The 21004-nt window shown below is 59.9% G+C and carries 17 protein-coding genes and 1 pseudogene; 6 read left to right on the forward strand and 12 right to left on the reverse strand.

Annotated features, from left to right (window positions below; genetic code table 11):
* Position 1: 1 nt before the first annotated feature.
* A complete protein-coding gene (locus tag ACK59Z_RS20705) occupies positions 2-3211 on the reverse strand; it encodes an efflux RND transporter permease subunit (RefSeq protein WP_019751495.1) in 3210 nt (1069 codons plus the stop codon).
* Positions 3208-4284 (reverse strand): efflux RND transporter periplasmic adaptor subunit, encoded by a 1077-nt coding sequence (locus ACK59Z_RS20710; protein WP_108190805.1) that lies wholly within the window; start codon positions 4282-4284, stop codon positions 3208-3210. Before ACK59Z_RS20710 ends, ACK59Z_RS20705 begins: the two co-directional genes overlap by 4 nt.
* Before the next feature lie 652 nt (positions 4285-4936).
* Between ACK59Z_RS20710 and ACK59Z_RS20715 the strand changes: the two genes are divergently transcribed.
* Entirely contained in the window at positions 4937-6616 is a 1680-nt protein-coding gene (locus tag ACK59Z_RS20715) for a SulP family inorganic anion transporter (protein ID WP_409293626.1), read from the forward strand.
* A 26-nt stretch (positions 6617-6642) separates the two neighbouring features.
* Here ACK59Z_RS20715 and ACK59Z_RS20720 read toward each other — a convergent pair whose 3' ends face one another.
* Positions 6643-7086 carry a potassium channel family protein gene (locus ACK59Z_RS20720; RefSeq protein ID WP_004374840.1) on the reverse strand — a complete coding sequence of 148 codons (444 nt, stop codon included), beginning with the start codon at positions 7084-7086 and terminating at the stop codon, positions 6643-6645.
* 390 nt (positions 7087-7476) lie between these two features.
* The gene (locus tag ACK59Z_RS20725; RefSeq protein WP_019751499.1) at positions 7477-8385 is read right to left on the reverse strand and encodes a LysR family transcriptional regulator; all 909 of its coding nucleotides are present in this window, start codon (positions 8383-8385) and stop codon (positions 7477-7479) included.
* 103 nt (positions 8386-8488) lie between these two features.
* Here ACK59Z_RS20725 and ACK59Z_RS20730 point away from each other — a divergent pair, with 103 nt between their 5' ends.
* Positions 8489-9241, forward strand: coding sequence for an SDR family NAD(P)-dependent oxidoreductase (locus tag ACK59Z_RS20730; protein WP_004577545.1), 753 nt, complete (start codon positions 8489-8491; stop codon positions 9239-9241).
* 318 nt (positions 9242-9559) lie between these two features.
* Here ACK59Z_RS20730 and ACK59Z_RS20735 read toward each other — a convergent pair.
* The 4 genes and pseudogenes from ACK59Z_RS20735 to ACK59Z_RS20750 all read right to left on the reverse strand — a co-directional run.
* Positions 9560-9649 (reverse strand): annotated as a pseudogene (locus ACK59Z_RS20735) (hypothetical protein); the annotation flags it as partial.
* Between the two features lie 2040 nt (positions 9650-11689).
* Positions 11690-12118: a DUF6691 family protein gene (locus ACK59Z_RS20740; protein WP_409293627.1), complete on the reverse strand. Its 429-nt coding sequence runs from the start codon at positions 12116-12118 to the stop codon at positions 11690-11692.
* Between the two features lies 1 nt (position 12119).
* Entirely contained in the window at positions 12120-12557 is a 438-nt protein-coding gene (locus tag ACK59Z_RS20745) for a YeeE/YedE family protein (RefSeq protein ID WP_409293628.1), read from the reverse strand.
* Positions 12558-12983: 426 nt separating this feature from the next.
* A complete protein-coding gene (locus ACK59Z_RS20750; RefSeq protein WP_409293629.1) occupies positions 12984-14177 on the reverse strand; it encodes a cation:proton antiporter in 1194 nt (397 codons plus the stop codon).
* A gap of 321 nt (positions 14178-14498) precedes the next feature.
* Between ACK59Z_RS20750 and ACK59Z_RS20755 the strand changes: the two genes are divergently transcribed.
* A complete protein-coding gene (locus ACK59Z_RS20755) occupies positions 14499-15071 on the forward strand; it encodes a bifunctional pyr operon transcriptional regulator/uracil phosphoribosyltransferase (RefSeq protein WP_012052276.1) in 573 nt (190 codons plus the stop codon).
* Position 15072: 1 nt separating this feature from the next.
* Here ACK59Z_RS20755 and ACK59Z_RS20760 read toward each other — a convergent pair whose 3' ends face one another.
* Positions 15073-15951, reverse strand: coding sequence for a universal stress protein (locus ACK59Z_RS20760; RefSeq protein WP_409293630.1), 879 nt, complete (start codon positions 15949-15951; stop codon positions 15073-15075).
* A gap of 78 nt (positions 15952-16029) precedes the next feature.
* Here ACK59Z_RS20760 and ACK59Z_RS20765 point away from each other — a divergent pair, with 78 nt between their 5' ends.
* On the forward strand, positions 16030-16155 hold the full coding sequence (locus ACK59Z_RS20765) for a hypothetical protein (RefSeq protein ID WP_014756736.1): 126 nt from the start codon (positions 16030-16032) through the stop codon (positions 16153-16155).
* A gap of 14 nt (positions 16156-16169) precedes the next feature.
* On the opposite strand, the gene ACK59Z_RS20770 is transcribed toward ACK59Z_RS20765, so the two are convergent.
* From ACK59Z_RS20770 to ACK59Z_RS20780, 3 genes are all read right to left on the reverse strand, one after another.
* Positions 16170-17060 carry a universal stress protein gene (locus ACK59Z_RS20770; RefSeq protein ID WP_004374598.1) on the reverse strand — a complete coding sequence of 297 codons (891 nt, stop codon included), beginning with the start codon at positions 17058-17060 and terminating at the stop codon, positions 16170-16172.
* Positions 17061-17221: 161 nt separating this feature from the next.
* A complete protein-coding gene (locus ACK59Z_RS20775; protein WP_409293631.1) occupies positions 17222-19504 on the reverse strand; it encodes a heavy metal translocating P-type ATPase in 2283 nt (760 codons plus the stop codon).
* A 6-nt stretch (positions 19505-19510) separates the two neighbouring features.
* Positions 19511-19765: an outer membrane lipoprotein OprI gene (locus tag ACK59Z_RS20780; RefSeq protein ID WP_108078689.1), complete on the reverse strand. Its 255-nt coding sequence runs from the start codon at positions 19763-19765 to the stop codon at positions 19511-19513.
* Between the two features lie 188 nt (positions 19766-19953).
* Here ACK59Z_RS20780 and ACK59Z_RS20785 point away from each other — a divergent pair, with 188 nt between their 5' ends.
* Both ACK59Z_RS20785 and ACK59Z_RS20790 read left to right on the forward strand, forming a co-directional pair.
* The gene (locus ACK59Z_RS20785) at positions 19954-20601 is read left to right on the forward strand and encodes a BON domain-containing protein (RefSeq protein WP_019751519.1); all 648 of its coding nucleotides are present in this window, start codon (positions 19954-19956) and stop codon (positions 20599-20601) included.
* Positions 20602-20621: 20 nt separating this feature from the next.
* A partial coding sequence (locus ACK59Z_RS20790; protein WP_409293632.1) for an ATP-dependent metallopeptidase FtsH/Yme1/Tma family protein occupies positions 20622-21004 on the forward strand: 383 nt, incomplete at its 3' end.

Genomic DNA, 21004 nt, shown 5'->3' on the forward strand with positions numbered 1-21004 from the left:
CTCAATCCCCCTCATGTCGGTTTTGTGCCGCACCGTCGGGAATCGTCGGAGCCTGCGTCGAAGCAGTTGGCTTGGCGGCTGTTTGGGCGTTGTCCTTTTCCCCGAACATTCGCTCCACCAGGTAATAGAACAGAGGGATGAAGAAGATCGCGATCACCGTCGCCGCCAGCATGCCACCAATTACCCCGGTACCAATGGAGTGACGGCTATTCTCCGAGGCGCCGACGGCAATGGCCAGAGGCACGCAGCCGAGGATGAACGCCAGGGACGTCATTACGATAGGGCGCAGACGTTCTTTTGCTGCGGTCATCGCGGCATCGTAGGTCGACATGCCGGTTTCCCGGTTCAATACCGCAAATTCGAAAATCAGAATGGCGTTTTTGGCGGCCAGCGCCACCAGCATGGTCAAGCCGATCTGGAAATAGACGTCGTTGCTCAAGCCCCGAAGCAGGACGGCGAGCAGGGCGCCGAACAAGGCAAAGGGTACGGCCAGTAGCACACCCACGGGCAGTGACCACTTTTCGTACTGAGCCGCGAGGATCAGGAACACCATGACCAGACCGAAGATGAATACCTGGGACGAGGCACCTCCGCTCTTTTTTTCCTCGAATGCCTCGCCACTCAATGCCAGCGCATAGTCATTGGTCATGATCTCCGCGCCGATTTCCTCCAGAGCCTTGAGTGCCTGGCCTGAACTGTAGCCTGGCGCCGGGTTCGCTGTGAGTTTGACCGCCGGGAAGTTGTTAAAACGTGTTAGCAGGTCGGGACCGGTGACGTAGCGGGTGGTCAGCAAGGCCTTTAGCGGCACCATGTCGAGGTTTTTGCTGCGCACGAAGATCTGCTGCAGGTCCTCGGCCTTCAAGCGATAGGCCGGTTCGGCCTGCAGAATCACCTGCCACAGGCGACTGAACTTGTTGAATTGCGAGACGTAGAGCGAGCCGAACATGGTCTGCATGGCGCTGTAGACATCTTCGACCGGTACGCCCAGGGATTCCGCTTTCTCGCGATCGACGTCGACCATCAATTGACGGGAAAACACGTTGAAGGTGGAGGTGATGACGCCCAGCTCCGGACGTGTCTTGGCTTTCGCCACCAGATTGGCGACCAGTTCCGCCAGTTGGTCGACATTGCCGTCGCCCTTGCTTTGAACCCAGACTTCCATGCCTCCGGTCGTACCCAGGCCGGGAATGGACGGTGGGTTGACCGGCAAGATGATCCCTCCCTGAACGGTAGAAAACGCCCGCGTGGCCTTCTGGATCACTGCGGGGGCGCTTTGTGCCTTGATGGTTTCGGCGTCCTTGTAACGCCCCTCGAAATCCTTGAAACCGACAAAAAACGCACCGGCATTGTTCTTGTTCTGGCCGTCGAGCAGGCTGTAGCCGTTCACAATCGCGACACCTTCGACGGCCTCATCCTTCATGAAGAAGTCACTGGCCAGTTTGCCGACCTCGGCGGTGCGATCCAGGCTGGCAGCGTCGGGCATGATCACCGCGCCAAGCAAGTAGCCCTGGTCCTCCGGTGGCAGGAACGCGCTGGGGATGCGCTCGGCCATCAACAGGATCAGCACGATCATGCCGGCAAAGAGTAGCAATGCCAGCACAAAGCGCTTGATCATGAACGCCACCGAGCGTGAATAGCCCTCGGTCAAGCGCTCGAAACTGCGTTCGAACCAGCGGAAAAAGGCGTTCTTGTCACCGTGCTGCGGTTTGAGTAGCAGGGAGGCCAGGGCGGGGGACAAGGTCAGGGCGACCAGGCCGGAAATTACTACAGATATGGCGATGGTGATCGCAAACTGTTTGTAGAGTTGACCGGTGATGCCGCCCATGAAAGCCACCGGAATGAACACCGCGCACAGTACCAGGACGATGGCCACCACCGGGCCTGCCACTTCATCCATCGCCCGTTTTGCCGCGTCCTTGGGCGTCATCTTGTGCACCTGCATGTTGCGTTCGACGTTTTCGATCACCACGATCGCGTCATCCACCACAATACCGATGGCCAACACCATGCCAAACAGCGTCAGCATGTTCACCGAAAACCCGAGTGCGGACATGCCGATGAACGTGCCGACGATCGACACCGGCACCGCGAGCACCGGAATGAGCGTGGCCCGCAGGCTCTGCAGGAAGATGTAGACCACGATAACCACCAGTACCAGGGCTTCGAAGAAGGTGTGGATTACCTCGGAAATCGAAGCTCGGGTAAAGGCCGTGGTGTCCATCACGATCTTGTACTCGATGCCCTCGGGAAACGTGGCCTTCATGTCCGAGAGGGTCTTGGTCACTGCTGCGGAAACATCCAGGGCATTGGCGCCGGGTTGCTGGTACACGGAAATTAGCGTCGCCGGCCGGCCCTGATAGGTGCTGCGCAAGGAATAGTCTTTTTGCCCCAGCTCGGCGCGTCCAACGTCTTTGAGTCGAACAACCGCCGCGCCGTTGTTGCTGGCACGCAAGATGATGTTCTCGAATTCCGAAGGCTCTGTCAGGCGTCCCTTGGTGGTCACGGCAAACGACTGCTCCACCGGTTGCCCCGTAGGCGACTGGCCGACCCTGCCTACGGCGAACTGCTGGTTCTGATTGGCGACGGCTTTCTGTACATCGGCGGCGGTGATACCCAGCTGGGCCATACGGTCAGGCTTTAGCCAGATCCGCATGGCGTAGTCTGGCGTGCCGAAGATACTGGCCTGGTTCGCCCCTGGAATCCGCTTGATCGCATCGAGGATGTAAAGGTTGGCGTAGTTGGCGACATAGGTGCTGTCGTAGCGGTCGCCGGCGGAATACACCGCAAGCACCATCATGAAGGCCGAGGATTTTTTCTGTACCTGGATGCCCTGGCTCTGCACGGCGGAGGGCAGTTGCGGCAGGGCCAGGTTGACTCGGTTCTGCACGTCGACTTGCGCCAACGAAGGGTCGGTGCCTATTTCGAAAAAAACATTGAGGGTCATGTTGCCCGTCGCGGAGCTCGACGAGTTCATGTAGATCATGTTGTCGGCGCCATTGACCTGCTGTTCGATGGGCGCGGCCACATTATTGGCCACGACTTGCGCATCGGCACCGGGGTACGTCGCGGCCACCGTAATCTGCGGCGGCGTTATATCCGGGTACTGCGCAACAGGGAGCTTGAGCATGGCCACTGCACCGGCCAGGGTGATGATGATGGAGATCACCGAAGCGAAGATCGGCCGGTCAATGCAATAGTGGGAAATGCTCATTGGCTTTTCCCCTCATCGGCTTTTGCGGTTTGCCCATCGGCTGAGCTTGTTGACGAGGCGCCAGGTATATCGACGATCTTCAATGGCCCGTCTGGCGTGACCCTGATCGCGCCATCGACCACGATGCGCTCGCCGACCCGTAGCCCCTTGTTGATGAACCAGTTGTCACCTTGCCAGTCACCCACTTCAACCACGCGTTGCTCAGGTTTTCCCTCGGCATTGAGGACCCACACGAAGTGACTCTTGGAACCTTCCAGCACGGCTTTTTGCGGCACAAGAATGGCATTGGGTCGCGTAGCGCCTTTGGCCAGGGCTCTCACAAACTGACCCGGACGCAGCAAGCCATCGGGGTTGGCGAGCACTGCCCGAACCAGGAAGGTGCCAGTATCCTGACTGTAGGAAGGTGCCAGAAAATTCACCTTGCCAGTGTTGGGCGCCACGGTGCCGTCAGCCAATACCACTTCAACGATAAAATCACTACGCGGTGGAAAAATGAGATGGCCGGCGGCTATCTCGTCGCGGTATTTCAGCGTCTCGTTTTCCGAGAGGCTGAAGTTCACGTACATCGGGTCCATCTGTGACACCGAAGTCAATAACCCCGACTCACCTGGCGTCACATAACTGCCATCCTGTTTTTTGGCATAGCTCGAAAGCCCGGCAAGGGGTGAGCTGATGGTGGTGTAGCTGAGGTTCAACTGCGCGGTACGCACAGTACCCTCTGCGGCCAATACAGCGGCATGGGTCTCACGTTCGTTGCCCACCGCATTGTCAAGGTCCATCTTGCTGACCGCATTCTGCGCCGCCAGCGGCCGTACCCGCGCCAACGTGGACTTGGCTACCTCCCAGCGAGCTTGTTGCTGGGCCAGTTGGCCTTGGGCCGACAACAGCGCGGCCTCAAACGGTTTGCGGTCCATCTGGAACAGCGTTTGTCCGGCTTTGACCAAATCGCCTTCGGTGTACAGCCGCTTATCAAGGAAACCGGCCACGCGCGCACGGATTTCCACCTCGCGGGAACTTTGGGTCTGGGCAACGAATTCGAAAGTCACTGGCGTGTCGCGGGCGGTGACCGTCATCACAGTGACTTCAGGCGGTTTATGCGCAGGGGAGACGGGTTCTTTGCCGCAGCCGGCAACTAGACTTAAGGCGCCTAGGACAATCGCGATGGGCAAACCGACAGGCTGTCTGACAACATTAATGTTCCAGCGCATACCCTTCTCCGTGAAGCTCACTTGAACAGATGCATAGCCCGTCTCTTGTCACAACGCTAGCACCCGCAGAGGGTGGCACTTCTGACAAAAATCAAGTTGCAGCACGAGGTAACCGTGAGCGCCCTGGATGAGTACAGACCAGAATGACCCATGCGATGGCTATGCGTTTATTGGGAATATTTGATATTTCTCAAGTCTCTAGCACTTATCCGGCAGAAACTTCGATGCATCTGCGGTCAATAAATACTCCGCCTTGGTGGGCAACCCGTAATATTACGAAAATTCTTCGGCGGCGTTACAAGGCTGTCGTTAATAGTCAACAGAATCAAAGCGCCCTTCGGCGTGAAGGTTTTTATTCGTAATCGGCATATCCGAAGAGAGAAAACGTGAAGGTTGGCCGCGAGATTGAGCTGATCAAGGGGGACTTTAAAATGAGCTTGCGGGTCAGCTCCGTGTCAGCGCGAATGCCGAGAGTCTTTGCGCGTAACAGGCAATAGAACCCATCAGGAGCGGCCGTGTGAAACTTCATCTGAAAGCCTCAAGCACAGCCCACTCTGACACGGCGTCACTTCGCCTCAATGTCGTTTCAGGGCTCACGGCCTCTGCAGTCGTACTACCCAAGGCAATGGCCTACGCGACTGTCGCCGGCTTGCCTGTTGCCGTCGGTTTGTATACGGCCTTCGTCCCAATGTTGATTTACGCATTCCTGGGCACATCGCGAGTGCTTAGCGTCAGCTCCTCCGCCACGCTGGCGATTCTGGCCGGTGCGCAGATCGGTCTGGCAGTACCCGATGGTGACCCCGGAAAGCTGATCACGGCCACGGCAACACTGACCGCAATGGTGGGCACCATGCTGCTGTTGGCGCGGCTGATACGCCTGGGTTTTCTCGCGAACTTCATTTCCTCCCCGGTGTTGAGCGGCTTCAAAGCAGGTGTCGGCCTTGTGATCGTGTTGGATCAGGTACCAAAACTTCTCGGCATCCACATCGCCAAACAGGGCTTTTTTCTCGATCTCCTCAACATTGTGCATCACGTACCCGGGAGCTCTCTGATCACGATCGCGGTCGCTGCAGCGGCGTTCCTGATCCTCATCGCAATGGAACGCGTGTGGCCACATTCGCCAGCACCACTTGTTGTGGTGGCAGGGAGTATCGCCGCCTCGTGGTACTTCGGCCTGCAGGCGCTCGGCGTTCCGACTGTCGGCTTGATTCCAGCAGGGTTACCCCCAATCACACTGCCCGAACTCACATTGGTTGAACAAATGATACCGGGTGCGCTCGGGATCGCGCTGATGAGCTTTACCGAAACGATTGCAGCAGGTCGTGCCTTTGTCCGGCCAGGCGATCCCCCGATCAATGCAAACCGCGAGTTGGTTGCTACCGGCCTGGGTAACCTCGGGGGCGCACTGCTGGGGGCGATGCCCGCCGGTGGAGGTACTTCGCAGACGGCGGTTGTCCGTGCCACCGGAGGCCACTCTCAAGCGGTCTCGATTGTCACTGCCGGCATGGCTTTCGCCACGATGCTGCTGCTTTCGGGGCTTCTCGGGTATCTGCCTCACGCTACATTGGCGGCCATCGTCATCTACTACTCGGTCGGGCTGATTCAACCCCGGGAATTCCTGGCTATTCGCAAGGTTCGCCCGATGGAGTTCCACTGGGCGCTCGTAGCGACGTTTGGTGTGCTGTTGTTTGGCACGCTGCAGGGCATCACGGTGGCAATCGTCGTATCGTTGGTCAGTCTGGCCTATCAGACGGCTCGTCCGCATGTGTACGTCCTGGGTCGCAAGCGCGGTACCGACGTGCTTCGGCCTTTATCGGAGGACCACCCAGATGATGAGACTTTCCCGGGGCTGTTGATCGTGCGACCGGAGGGACGTCTGTTCTTCCTTAACGCGGACTATGTCAAGGAGCAGGTCATCGCGCTGGAAGCGCAGTACCATCCACATGTGGTGGTCTGGGACATGAGTGCCGTTCCCGACATCGAATACTCGGCACTGCAAGCTCTGATTGAAGGCGAAAAACACTTGGGCGAACTCGGTGCCAGTCTCTGGCTGGCGGGGTTGAACCCTGGTGTACTTGAAATGGTACGGCGTGCTGGGTTCGACGAAAAACTCGGGAGCGAGCGTATGCTGTTCAACGCTCATGCTGCGATCCTGCACTATCAGGATCAGGACGCCACGCCGTTGACGGCGTCGTAGTCATGAAGTCCTGGTAGCGCAATACTTCAGGTTTTTTCGCCGCGGTCCTTGTCGGCATGGGTCATTTGGTAGATATGATTGACCTCGGCGAAGAACACACCCGTGGATAAGCCGCACATGATGATACCCGTCAACCCTTCAATCAGCCCGAATAGGCGCCAGGGTTTCACCAGCACCACGTCACCGTAGCCGATGGTCGCGTAGGTCACTCCAGAGAAGTAAAGCGCCGTTTCGAAATCAGGCAGAGATCCCTGCCACACATAGAATGTCGCCCAAATCGAGACAGCGATCAAATGCAGCATGATCATGTAGCAGACAACCCAAACCAACCGCGCGCTGATGGCGCCTAGTTGCCGTAGGGGAACATTGTTTCTGCGGGACAGAAACTTTAGCATCAAGGCCAGACCGACGGCATGCACAACCACGGTAATGGCTGCCAGCCCCCACGCGAAAAAGATGCTCGAATACATCAGTGCTCCTTCCGGGTTTCCGCGTGACGGTTGCCATCATTGCCCCTTCTTTTCTCGCGCGCTCCCAAGGGAGGTTCTTCGGCTGTTTAGTGGGGGCCAAACTGTGTTTCTCGAGGTCGAGCTTCTGTGTACGCTCCGATGTCCTTTGGTAAAGAGTCTCGACGAATGTAGGTAGACGGACTTGATAAATATCAAGCACCTCCTCGAGCTCGCGCGGGCGGGGTTTACGTACAAACTGTCCTGATGCGGGGCATTGATATTTGTCGGTAGGAAAACGGGATTGAAATCCACGTCATTCCGCCGCTGTGGGTGAAAACTTCAGGAGGGCCAGGAGGTAAGACGCCATGTCCTCACGCGACTAACATACTCCCTGTGCCAGCTTGGCGCTGATTACCTCCAGGCTGGGCTTGAAAGGTGCTCCGCGAAGAAGTCGGAAAGGGCCTGAACTTTTCTCGGCCGTGCACGGGCTGATGGCGTCACGAAATACAGACCGCCCTGCGTCATGCGCCACTCAGGCAAGATGTGCTGTAGACGTCCATCGGCGAGATATTCGGCGGCGATGAACTCCGGAAGCTCAGCGATTGCAACCCCCGCCAGCAAAGGTGCGACTAATGCATCCGAGTTGGTGACGCGCAGGGGGCCGCGCGGGGCCACATCTTGCTCGCTGCCATTATCGTGAGTGAAACGCCACACCTGGCTCCGTGCTCGATAGGCGTAGCTCATACACGCATGAGCGGCCAAGTCGCGGGGATGAGATGGATGGCCACGCCGGGCCAGATATGACGGGGCTGCTACGAGGAATTGGGTTACAGAACAAATTCGGCGAGCCACCAGGGAGGAATCGGGGAGGGCTGCGATCCGCAATGCCGCATCGAAACCATCGGCCACCAGGTCAACTGTCGAATCAGATAGGTGTAGATCAAGTTCTAGCTCTGGATAGAGCGTCAGCAACGCTGGGAGTAACGGCGCGACCCAGCGCAAGCCGAACGACATGGGCACAGCCAGCCGCACCAACCCGCGTGGTTGTACCGACAGCTCTTGGGCTTCGCTTTCCATTTCTTCAGCCTGGCGATACAACGCACTGGCCTGGTCAACCATACGTTGACCAAACTCGGTCACAGAGAGTTGACGTGACGTTCGGTTGAACAAGCGACCGCCCAGGCGCTCCTCCAAGCGCGCAACCGCCCGCGATACCGTGGGAACCGACACACCCATTGCCCTGGCGGCGGCCGCGTAAGAGCCTTCCTCCGCCACCTTGGCGAACATGGCAAGCCCTTCAAAATCCGGAATTCTTGACATTTCAATTCTGCAATGATGACTTTCAAATGATTCTATTTTGAAATTATCTAGAGGTCGATACGCTTCTCCCACACCAAATCGCAATCTCGACGGGAGAAACACCATGAGCAAGAAACTGGAAGGTAAAGTCGCACTGGTCACTGGCGGAAGCACTGGCATCGGTTTGGCCACCGCCAAACGCTTCGCTGAAGAGGGCGCTCACGTCTACATCACCGGTCGCCGTCAAGCTGAATTGGACAAGGCGGTGGAACTGGTTGGCAACGCCACCGGTATTGCCGTCGACTCCACGAAGCTCGAGCAGCTCGATACGCTGTATGCCCGCATTAACCAAAACCATGGTCGGCTCGACGTGCTGTTCGTCAACGCCGGCGGCGGCTCCATGCTGTCTTTGGGTGAGATCACCGAAGCTCATTACGACGATACATTCGATCGCAACGTGAAAGGCGTGTTGTTCACGGTTCAGAAGGCGCTGCCGCTACTGGCGCCGAAAGCGTCGATCATTCTGACCGGCTCCACGGCCGGTAGCTCGGGCACTGCGGCATTCAGTGTGTACTCCGCGTCTAAGGCGGCTGTTCGGGCCTTTGCACGGAGCTGGATTCTGGATTTGAAAGATCGCGCTGTCAGGGTCAACACCCTCAGCCCGGGCGCAACGCGTACGCCCGGCCTGGTCGACCTGGCTGGCCCAGATACAACACAACAGCAAGGCTTGCTCGACTACCTGGCTTCGCAGGTGCCAATGGGGCGGGTGGGTGAGCCCATCGAGATTGCCAATGCAGCCGTGTTCCTTGCCAGTGAAGACTCAAGCTTCGTGAACGGGGCTGAATTGTTCGTAGACGGTGGCCAGGCACAGATCTAAGGAAACATTTTTTGCTGTTGTTGACTGCGCATGGGGGTAGCAGGTATCCCGCAGACACGCTTGGGAATGGACACCGACTTCGACAATCAAGTGGCAAGCCAGTGTGTCCGCAGATAGTTGGCCAAGCTGATCGGACAAATCACAAGGGGGTTGTAGAGACCTGTCATGCGGCCCAGGCCCAGATTGATCTCCTCAATACCCCTGATTGTTTCTGAAATTTTTAGTGGTTACGTCGGAGTGCAGATATTCCCCCGGGCGAAGCATACCTGCGAAGCAGGCAACGGGGCCATGTAACGGGCCCCGTCGCCACAGCCGGATTTAGCGGTGTAGCGTCAGGGCGACCAGGTTTACCAAGGCGGAAAGGGTCATGGTGATGTCGGCAAACGCGAATACGGTTGATAGGTCTTCAGGCGCTTTTGATGATGGTCAGCAGCATCTCATTCGGGCATCGTCCACAAAGCGTGTTTTGAGGGTGAAATAAGTGCCTAGTCCGACGACCAGGACGATGAGCAGCTTTCTCGAAAGAAAACCATTGATGGCTTCGAGCATCATGCGTTGCCCAGATATCTTCATGATCGTACTGCCCGGTGCTGCAGCGTCCTCAAAATGCTCGATCGATAGCTGGAGGAGGGGAACGAAGCTTTGGCACATGAACGAGCCGTATTTGAGCTAGAGCGGAAGGAGATGAAAACTGAGCGAAGTACACTTTCGGGCGACTGTATTGTCCGCTCGGCGGCAGCCTTGCAGCCAGAGGGCGTAACCATCCAGTGGCGAGAGAATCGACTCAAGCTGGCAAGCCAATGGTCTCGTCTACATCCAGAGCTCGAATTTCGGCATAGGCGTAGAAAGTCTGGATCGCGCGCATGGAAGCTGAAGGTCAGCGCAGGCGAACGCGTGACCCACTCGTTTAGACTTGGGCATGTCGTCCTCTGTGAGCTCCCGGATACCGAACTGCTCCAGCTCTCGGCTGATGAGCATGGCAAAGCGTCTCTGCAGATGCTCTCAATGTAGGGCATACCGTGCGCAGAGATAGGATTATGAATGGAACCCAAGCTTCTGATTTTTTGGGAAACGGGGGTTTGCGGGGATTTGATCGGAGGTATGTGGGATTGGACACTGACCCCTGGCCCTTACAGAGGACATCATTTAACATAATATGCATTATGCATAACTGCGTGTTAGTCACCGGTACCGCTGGGTGGGCAGATTTAAAGGCAGGTACATGACAGCTCAGGCGCCTTTCCAGCTGTGACAGTACACGGAAGCCTCTGACCCTAATTTCGAAAGTAAATCAACTAGGCCGATTTTTTGCCTCATTCCGATCCATCTCGGATCGCTCTCACAGCCGCAGACCCATTCAACACTTCTGTCCACCGATGCCATGGATACAAGCCGCTTCCGTGCGCGACGGGCCTCGTCATTAAGGTGCCGATTTACGTCTATGTGTTACCGCAGCCACGTCAACTGCGTTAGCAACCGTGCCAGCGGCTTTGCTATTTCTGAAGACTTGCGAAGGCCGCGTACGCTTACTCATTGATGAAAACACAAGCATCGGCGCTGACTCCTTTTTTCTGACCAGAGCTCGAACCTGTGAAATCAGAAAAGCTTTGGACTTACAGCATCAAGAATAAATTTAGGCGCGATGGCCTCCAGTGACTGCGGTTGCGCTGTCAATCCTGTACGGTTCCGAACACGCAATATCGGTGAGATCTATTTCAGGTAGCTCATCATTAGCCTAAATGCCCAGTTCAATCCCAATAGATGCTTTCGCCTAACCTTGGCAACCCCTCAACCTAGAGCGGTTTACTCACTCAATAAACGATAAAATCGGTCAAAATCATCGCCCTGTACAGCTCTGTCTCAGTCAGTACACCCGTTAAATCTGCCTGGCGCGCGGGTGCACGCCAGCCATTCTACCTGAGCGCTTCAGTTTGCCACGAAGCTGTCCGATATCAGCGTGCGCCCGCAGCCCGATAACCCAGAGAACCTGAGATAAAGCCAGTCGGTTGCATTGTCGAGCAATAAATACCAAACTACCCTTCTTTTGTGTAAGCGCGCGACCCAACTCGACTAAATGAATATTTAGTTGAGTTATACGCATAGCCTGTCTGGAAAGTGCCCTTCACGCTTCCGTCAATATCCGATAACTCTCAGGCCGGGATATTGTGTATTCCTCAGCGCCATTCTTTATTCAGGTTGTCCCATGTCGCTGAATTTCCAGCAGCTGACCGAAAAACAGCCGACGGTACGAGCCTTCCCCGCCCCCTAAACGCGGCCGAGGGCTACAGACGACCGCGCCCTTACCCACCTTCAATGGGCGACTTTCGTCGGGATGGCAATGATAACGGGTGGTTCCATGTCGTCGGTAAGGGCAACGGGGTTGTCTCCTCTGCCCTCACCCAATGAAACCCACCCGCTGTTGTCTACGCGGCACGGCCGCAGCTTGCTTTACGCCTGGCGGCTTTTACTAAGCACTTCCAGCCCATTGAACAGCGCCATGCCAGCCAGCATCGCTGCCACAAACAGCCAGCCTTGCCAAAACCCGCCGGCCAGCAGCACCAGGGCCGGCCCTGGGCACACCCCGGCTAGCCCCCAGCCAATACCGAAGATCAGGCTGCCACCCACCAGCCGTCGGTCAATGTCACGCCGGGCAGGCAACTGCATCGCGCCGCCGAGCAAGGCCGCAGCGTGCTGACGCGCCCAAGCCATCGGTAGCAGTGCAACACCGATGGCGCCCACCATGACGAGTGCCAGTGACGGGTCCCACTGCCCCGCGAGGTCAAGAAACCCCAGTACCTTGGTGGGGTTTGCCATGCCCGACAGCAACAACCCCATGCCGAACAGCAACCCCGCCATGAATGCGCTGATCCGGGTCATTTCATGCTCCTGGGTAAACGTGGCGAACCACGAAGACGGTGGCAAAGCCGGCCGCCATGAAGCACAACGTGGCCACCGCCGAGCGAGGGGACAGACGAGAGAGGCCGCACACACCATGGCCACTGGTGCAGCCACTGCCATAGCGGGTACCCACGCCCACCAGAAGCCCTGCGACCATGAGCAACCAGGGGGCCGTACTGAAATGTACCGGGGGCATTGCCGAGAACGCTCGCCACACAAGTGGCGCCGCGATGATGCCCAGCAGAAACGACAGTTTCTCGCCACGCCCTTCTCCCGTGCGCTGCAATAGCGAGCCGAGCAAACCGCTGATACCGGCAATGCGCCCGTTCTCCACCACGAACAGCCCGGCGGCCAGGCCTATTAGTGCTCCGCCTGCCAGAGCCGACCACGGTGTGAAGGCAGCCATATCAACCAACATTTCGGTGCTCCCTATCCAACTGCAGAAATGAACCGGTTCCATCTTAACGCTGTGCCTGCCCCCCTGGAATCCACCCCATCGCGACAGTCCTTCGGGCCCATCGACAGCCACGGGTAGCGTCAGAGGGATGCTGCTGGTAACCGCCTGTGCGACGGGTATATGCCCTGGGTTCCAGGCCTCTTGAAAGCGCGTGGGGCTGAACCAGTACCAACCGATCAGGCTCAGACCGGGTACGGGTACGCCCCATACACTGATGGCGCCCAGCCGGCCAGTGATGTAGGCGCCGCCAACATTGGCCAATGTGGTAAACCAGATCAGTATGACCGCCCCTGCCAGCCACCAAGCCCATTTTCTTTGCTGGATGACTCCTGGTGCCCTCCTGCGCGTACAGGCCTTGATGAAACCGGTCGGCCCCCTGTCACACCCTCATTCTCGTGCGCTGCGCCCCAGCCGCCGCGCCCCCGGCAATGCACTCATGCCGTGCAATACCACGCTCAGCACAACGCAAGCGATGGTGCACGCGATGATCGCGCCTGCCTCTTGCAACGGCGCATCCAGTATCAATATCGCGAAAACGATGGACGCGAGCCCACGGGGGCCGAACCAGCCGATAAACAAGCGGCTCTCGGCGCTGAGTGTGCTCCCCGCCAGGCTGAGCCAGACAGGCAGCATCCGCACCAGCGACAGGCTCGCAAGTGCGTAGAACCAGACGGAGGGTGCCATGATCTGCGAAGCCTTGGGCGCCACATAGGCGCCAAACACCACCCAGGTCAGCAGTGACAGCGCTTCACCGCACGACTCGCCGGTGACGATCAACGGCTGGGTTTCCCGTTTGAACAGGTAACCTGTCAGCAGCCCTGCGCAGAACGCGGCGATAAAACCGCTGCCCCCCAGTGCCTGAGCGCTGGCGAAGCTCAGTAATGCCAGCGCGGGCATCACCAGTTGCTGCCAGGCCTCGATCTGCAGGCAATGGCGTTGCGACAGACGTAACAACCCGCCTACCAACAGCGCAAGCGCCGCCCCCGTGAGAACACCGATACCCAACTCCTCTAGGAAGAAGTAGCCCGCCAAGGCAAAAGGCATCGTCGAGTGAGCCTCCGTCAACAATGCCAACAGCAAGAGTAGTACCGGCACGCAAATGCCGTCATTCAAGCCGCTTTCGACATTCAGGCTCTCGCGCACATCGGCCGGAACGTCGGGGTTGCTCACGACGGCCTTGCCGAGGGCGGCGTCGGTCGGGGCCAGTATCGTCGACAACAGCGCCATCTCCAGCCAGGGCATCCGTGGGAACATCAGCCAGGCGGCAAGCCAGCCCGCAATCAGTGTCAGCGGCAGGCCCAGGGTCAGCAAGCGCAAGGGCAGGCTACGGGATTGCCGCAATTGGGCCAGGTTGGCCTTGGCGGCATCATTGAACAGGACGATTGAGAGGGTGAGCTCGGCCAGCAAGCGAAGATCGTTGCGGTCCAGCGAAAGGTTCAACAACCCGAGCCCGGAGGGGCCTGCCACCAGGCCTGCCAGCAGAAACAACAGCGGCCCATTGACAGGTTTGGACTCAAGCGCGCCGGCCAGGCTGGCGTACAGCACCAGCAAGGCGGCCAGAACAGCCAGGTTCTGATACATGGCCACGCCTCGGGATCAAAAGCGTATGTAGCAACGCTATCACTGCCCGCGCAACGCGACGATCTGAAAGGCGGCAGAAGTTATCTTAGGTCAACTATGCAGGTAATAAAGATCTCGCGTGCCGGTAACGGCCATGGCCCATCAGTGTCATCAGCAGGATATTGGTGCCTGCGCCCGTCTGGTAGATGCAGTAATCCGCGATGCACTGAAACTCAGGATCCTGGCCCGGACTCGGCTGGCTATCACTTGGCTTTTATCAAGCCCACCTCAAGGTGCCCGGGTACGCTCCCGCCCAGGGATATCCAATAAAGGAGAAACACCATGAATCGCCCCGCTCCATCGAGGGTCCGCCTGTATGACGAAGACGATCTGGACAGCGTGCTGCGCTCGATGGCCCGCCAGGCCATGGCCTGCCTGCCTGCGTCCGAAGTGGCACTGGTAGGCATTCAGCGGCGTGGTGAGCCGCTGGCGCAGCGCTTGCAACTGCACCTGCAGGCACTCACCGGTGCTGCGCCCTTGCCGCTCTACCCGATCAAGGTCAAGCGTTATGCAGACGACCTGAGCCTCCTGCATGCCCATACTCAACTCACCGAAAACCCTGAACTCGCCAAGCTCGACCTTGCCGCAACCACCTTGCTGGTGGTCGATGACGTGCTCTACGAAGGGCACTCTCTGCTACGCACCTGCGCCTACCTCGCCGAACTGGGTGCGCGCCACATCATCAGCGCGGTGCTCGTCGACCGCCACGTCTGCCACCAACCGGTGCATGCCGATATCGTCGGCATTCATCTGCAGGTCGCGGCGCAGGATATCGTCGAATGCCATGTGCCCCCCTACGAAGGTCAATTCTGCGTGGAGGTGGTGCGCCATGGCCGAACAGGCGATACCGCCTGATTCAACTGCCAGGTGTAGGCCTGATCGTCAGGATGCTGCACGGCGCATGGCTGACAAGCCGCTCGGTGGTATCGCCGATCAGCTTGGCCCAACGCCTGGCCTGCACGGCGCCGACCACCACCACATCGGCTCCCAGCGCAGCGACATGGGACTTGATGACACGCAACGGCGCACCTTCGCTGAAGAATCGATGGTTGTGGGCGATGCCGTGGGCATCGGCCAACGCATCGAACGGCAACTGCAGCGATTCCCGCAGCTCATCCGCCCAAGGGCCGGCGAGGTCAGGATTTGCCAGCATGGCGATTGGCAGGTCGTAAGCCGATAGCAGGTTCAGCTGGCCCTGGCATTGTGTTGCCAGTTGCTGACCGGCCATCACCAGTGCGTCATTGAGCGGCGAGGCGTGAGATACATCCACCGCGACCAGCACGCTAGCTGGCATGGCTGGGGCATTCGCCGGTACGAACATCAACGGCACCTCGCTCCCATGCAACAGTACCTGGTCAAGTGAAGTCCGGGCCCTCTGATCGATCAGGGAACAGCCTGAGCAGTCCTTGATCACCAGGTCAGGCGCATAGCGGGCAATGCAGGCCGGCACCAGGTCTCGGGAATCGGAGGTTTCCACGGCTTCGAAACCTGGGCGTGCCCCCCTTGCCGGCTGTTCATCGAGCAGCGCCTTGAGCGCTGTGCTGAAATGCACGAATGAAACGCAAGGCCGCGGGGTTGTCGGCAACTCGTGGCGCAGGCGCAGTTCGCCGGGTTCATGAATACCCAGCACGTGCAGGGCAGCACCAGACGCCGCAGCCAGGGCCATGGCCCGGTCCAGCGCGGCATTGGCTTGAGCCTTGGTCATGATCAGCAAAATCCGGCGATACGGGCTCATCGGGCACCTCCCGGTGCGGCTGCAGGATAGCCTACGCCGCCGCAGCTTCAGCAGCGCGGGGCGCTGTTCCAAAACGGGATGTTCGAACGCATCCTGGTCGCCGACAGCATCAAGCCCTTTCGCCTGCCCGCCCCTTGCCAGGCCCGGCTGGACATCGTCGCCACCAGCGCCCTGGTCGCCGAGCGCCTCCCGCCCATGGCGTAGTCATCCGCACGTTCCTACACCACCAGGATGTTGCAAGGTACCTGGTACAACACATGTTCGGTGGTACTGCCGAACAGACGGTCCAGTCCCCGTGCGATGGGCCGCCCCAGGACCAGTACCTCCACCGGCTGTGATTCGACGTATGCGCTGAGCACCGCGACCGGGCGCCCGAGCACGAAATGGCAACGTTGCGGTGGTGCGCCGAAGCGTTCGGCCAGTTTCCTGAAATCATCCTCCAGCGCTTGGCGTAAGGGCTCGGCAATGTCACCGATGGCCCAGGCGGCATACCCCATATCGCCCATGTAGGCCATCGACAGATCGCAGGCGTGCAGCAGGTCCAGTTGCGCGCCTGTCTGCAAGGCCAAAGCACCGGCCTGCTGGACGATGCTGTCATTTCGGGCTTGCCCCTCTGGCGAGGTGTCGGCCACGTCCACCGCCGCCACGATCTGGCGCGGCAACGCCGGCTGGCTGGCACCGAGCAAGTAGACCGGGACCGGGCAGTGGCGCAACAGTTGCCAGTCAAGCGGCGTGAAGAAGGCGCGCTTGAGCGCAGGCTCATGCTCGACCTGCTTGAGCAGCAGGTCCGGTTGCATCTCCAGCACGTGCTGCAGAATGTCATCCTGCAGGTCGTTACTCCAGGCCACCTCGGTCGTCACCTGCACGCCGGAGGCACGCAGTGCGTTTGCCTGGGCTTCCAGCTGTTCATGCTGAGCAAGCCGATAAGCCTCCCGCTCCGCTTGATGCTTACCGGACTCCAGCAGCCAGAGTTTGTCCAATGACTCGAGCAAGGCGACGATGTGCAGGCTGGCCGATGCCGATCTGGCCAGTGCAACAGCCTGCTCCAGGGCGACCGCCTGGTGCAGCATTGGACGCATGATCAGCAACAGCCGTTGATAGTGACTCATGATGGCCTCCAACGGTGGGCCGGCCTGATCACTCAGGTCGCTCGGGTTGCATCGAGACGGGGCTTTTCGGCCGGCAGTGATTGACCGCTGCTGCCAGCATCCGGTCAACGCCGCCCTTGGCGCTTGATTTTTATCAAGCGTGCAAATGCCTGCAGCGGTGTTCAATGTTGGTCAAGGTAACGGTACAACGCCTCCTCCTGGTCGAAATGCAGTTTTGCCAAGGTGTCCAGGCGTATGAGCTGGTGCTGGATTTCGTCGGCGCTCGGGTTGGCGGTGGCCTGGGTGAAATCCTCGCTCATGCGCGTCAGCAAATGGATCAGCCTGAACATTTCCCGGTGGGTATGGCTGAGCGGCGAGAGCGGGTCCTCGCCTCCCATGTAGCGGCTCAACAGGGGGTACAGCTGCTGCTCGTCGTCCCGCTCATGGCGCTCCAGCGAGCCATGCAGGGCGGCGACCAGGCGCCCGAGGTCGGCCCGCGCCTGCTCCGCAGGGCGGCTGGCAAAGTCCCGCGCCATCTGGCTCAGGTCGGTCAACACCCCGTCCAGTTGTCGATGCTCGTCCTGCATGCGCTGCAGGCTCTCGGTCGGCAACCCGTTGTGGCCATCGCCCGCAACCGGGCCGAGGGCGCGAAGGGCGTTGAGGATGATCAACAGGTCGATGCCTTCCTGCAGTACCGCCCCCATCACCGCAGGCAGGTAGCCGGCCGCAGCGAACAGCATGGCCAGCAGCGAGAGGCTCATGCCCACCCACACGCCTTGCCGGGCGATGTGCACGGTGTGCCGGGCGATGTCGAGCGCTTCGATCAGACGATCCAGCCTGTCGACCAGCAAGACCACGCCGGCTGACTGTGCCGAAGCAGTCACGCCGGACGCGCCCATGGCAACCCCGACATCGGCGGCAGCCAGTGCTGGCGCATCATTGATGCCATCCCCGACCATCAGCGTGGGACCTCTTCGGCAACCTTCCTGCACCAAGCGGACCTTGTCCTGCGGTGAGAGGCCAGAGTGAAGCGCATCGATACCCGCTGTCAGTGCGATCATTTGCGCCGTCTGGGGGCGGTCGCCAGTCAGCATGACAATCTGGTCGATGCCGCGGGCTCGAAGCCGGCGCAGGGTCTGAGGGGTTTCCCGACGCACATCGTCGGCCAGCCGCAGCATCGCTTTCAATTCACCGTCCACGGCTACGAAACTGCCACTGCTGGCCAGATAGTCCAGCTGTTGCAAGCACACCTGTGCCCAAGGGCCTGCATCCCTGCCCTGCTGCACGTAAGCCAGCAGCCCCAAGCGCACGGCTTTGCCTTGTACCTGGCCGGCCAACCCTTGGCCTGGCGCCTCCTGCACCTGTTGCGGCGCCGCCAAGCTCAGGCCCCGCGCGAGGGCCGCAGCGACAATAGCCCGAGCGATCGGGTGGGTGGATGCCTGGGCCAATGAAGCGGCCCACTGCAAGATCTGCAGCGGCGCGCCCTCCCCGTTAAGCTCGATCGATTGCAGCCGAGCATGGCCGCTGGTCAAGGTACCGGTCTTGTCGAGAAAAACCTGGCGGATCCCGGCGAGCGCCTCCAGTACCGCGCCATCGCGCACCAGAATGCTACGCCGCGCCGCTCGCGAGATGCCCGACAGCACGGCAATCGGCACCGCCAATATCAGGGGGCAAGGTGTGGCGACCACCAGCACCGCCAGCACGCGTTGCGGGTCGCCACTGGCCCACCAGGCGAGCGCGGCGATCAGCAACGTCAGCGGGATGAACGCCAGCGCGTAGCGGTCAGCCAGGCGCACGAAGGGCGCCCGTGACTGGCGTGCCGCCTCGGCCAGGCGCACGATGCCGGCATAGGTGCTTTGTGCCGCAGTCTGCGTGGCCACCAGCACCATCGGCGCGCCGGCGTTGCACACCCCGCTGGCCACCGGCTCGCCGCAATGACGAGTAACGGGTAACGACTCCCCGGTCAGCGCCGCCTCGTCCAGGGTGGCCTGGGGACTCTGCAGGCGCCCGTCCACGGGTACGATTTCACCCAGGCGCACCAGCACGGCCTGCCCTGGCCTGACCTGATCCACCGCAACTTCGCGCAGCCCGTCTTGCTCCTGGATCCAGGCACGTTGCGGCGCTCGGTCGATCAGCGCCCGCAATTCGCGCTCGGCATGACGCACGCTGAACGCTTCAAGTGCTCGGCCGGTGGCCAGCATCAGCGCGACCACCGCAGCCACCAGCATGTTCTCCAGGGCCAGGGCGGCGGTGATCGACAGCAAGGCAATCAGGTCGATACCCGCCTCACCCCGGGCTAGGCGCCTGAACATTTCCACCGCCAGGACCCCGGCCATGACCAGGCCACCAGTTGCCCAGACCAGCGCGGCCCAGGCAGGCCGCTGCGCCGCATAGGCCACGCCGCCAGTCAGCAGGGCCAGCGTGCAGACCACAAGCAGTGCGGGGTCGAGCCATCGACGTGGCATGGCGGGCTACTTGCGTCTGGCCTGCTGGCGCAGTTGCCGCACCTCGTCCTGAGCCTGGGTTGCCCGCCTTAGGGCCTCGTTGGCGGTCTGCTCGACCAGATCGATTCGGTAACACACTTGATCGGCGCGCAACCTTGCGGTGGCGGCGTTGTTCTCCGCTGATTCCAGGCGCGCATCGTATTCCTCGGCGCGCCACGCCGTGCAGCCGGACGCGGTAACCAGCAACAGGCTTGCCCACCCGCAAAGCACATAACGTCGCATGTCGGTACCCTCGTGCATGGCCAGGACACGCTAAGTATCGATGGCGGCGTGCGCCGCACGCCTGACATTTGTCAACCGCGACCGGCCTGTTCACCCGGTTTGACCTTTATCAATCGCGCTGGGGGGCACAAGGGTAGAAACAAAGACTCAGGGCACCGCCCCTACCCTATCTGCTACCGGAGCCGATCATGAACGACCTTGACCTGCGAGACCTTGTGCTCGAAGAGCTGGAATTCAAACCCGATATCAATGCAGCCAGCATCGGTGTGACGGTGCAGAACGGCGTGGTGACCCTCTCCGGGCACGTCAACAGCTACGCCCAGAAAGTCAGTGCCGAGCGCACGGTCAAGGCCATGAAAGGCGTGCGCGGCCTGGCCGAGGAGATAGAGGTACGCCTGAACAAGCTCGAAGGTACCGCTGACGACACGATTGCCAGCCGTGCCCTGAACATCATCGCCTGGAGCTCGGACGCCAACGTGGAGGGCATCCAGGTCACCGTGCAAAAAGGGACGGTGACCCTGGAGGGCCAGCTCGATTGGCAATACCAGAAGGAAGTGATCGAACAGGCAATCTGGCGCTTGTCGGGTGTGGTTGGCGTACACAACCGCATCACCCTCAAAGCCCGGGCCGACGTGGTCGATATCAAGCGCCACATCGAGGACGCACTCAAGCGCAGCGCCGAAATCGAGGCCGGAGGCATCCGCGTCACGGTCGACGGTGGTGTGGTCAAGCTGGAAGGCAAGGTGCACTTGCTGCGCGAGCGAGAAGTGGTCGAGCGTGCGGCCTGGTCGGTGCCCGGCGTCAGCAAGGTCGAAGATTATCTGTTGATCGCCTAGCGCCGCCGCGCCGAGGACAGATGGCCATGAACAAGGATAAGCCCTGGACGCTCTACCTCCTGGCAGTTGGCCTGGCAGTGCTCGCTGCCGTGCAGTTCGGCCTGTTCAGCCAGCCGGCCGTGCAAGCCATTCCTTACAGCCAGTTCCTGCAACTACTCGATCAGCAGAAGGTCAGCGACCTGCATATCGAGCACGAGCGGATCCTCGGCAAGCTGCAGGAGCCGATCGATGGCCACTCGGTATTCTCCACCGTTCGCGTCGACCCGGCTCTGAGCGAGCAGCTGGGACGCTCTGGAGCCGCGTTCTCTGGCGTCGTCGAGGACAACACGGTAGCGACCGTGATAGGCGCGTTGATGCCGCTGTTGATGATGCTGGCGCTGTGGTACTTCCTGTTTCATGGCCT

The sequence above is a fragment of the Pseudomonas sp. KCJK9058 genome (assembly GCF_046230975.1).
Lineage (GTDB): Bacteria > Pseudomonadota > Gammaproteobacteria > Pseudomonadales > Pseudomonadaceae > Aquipseudomonas > Aquipseudomonas alloputida.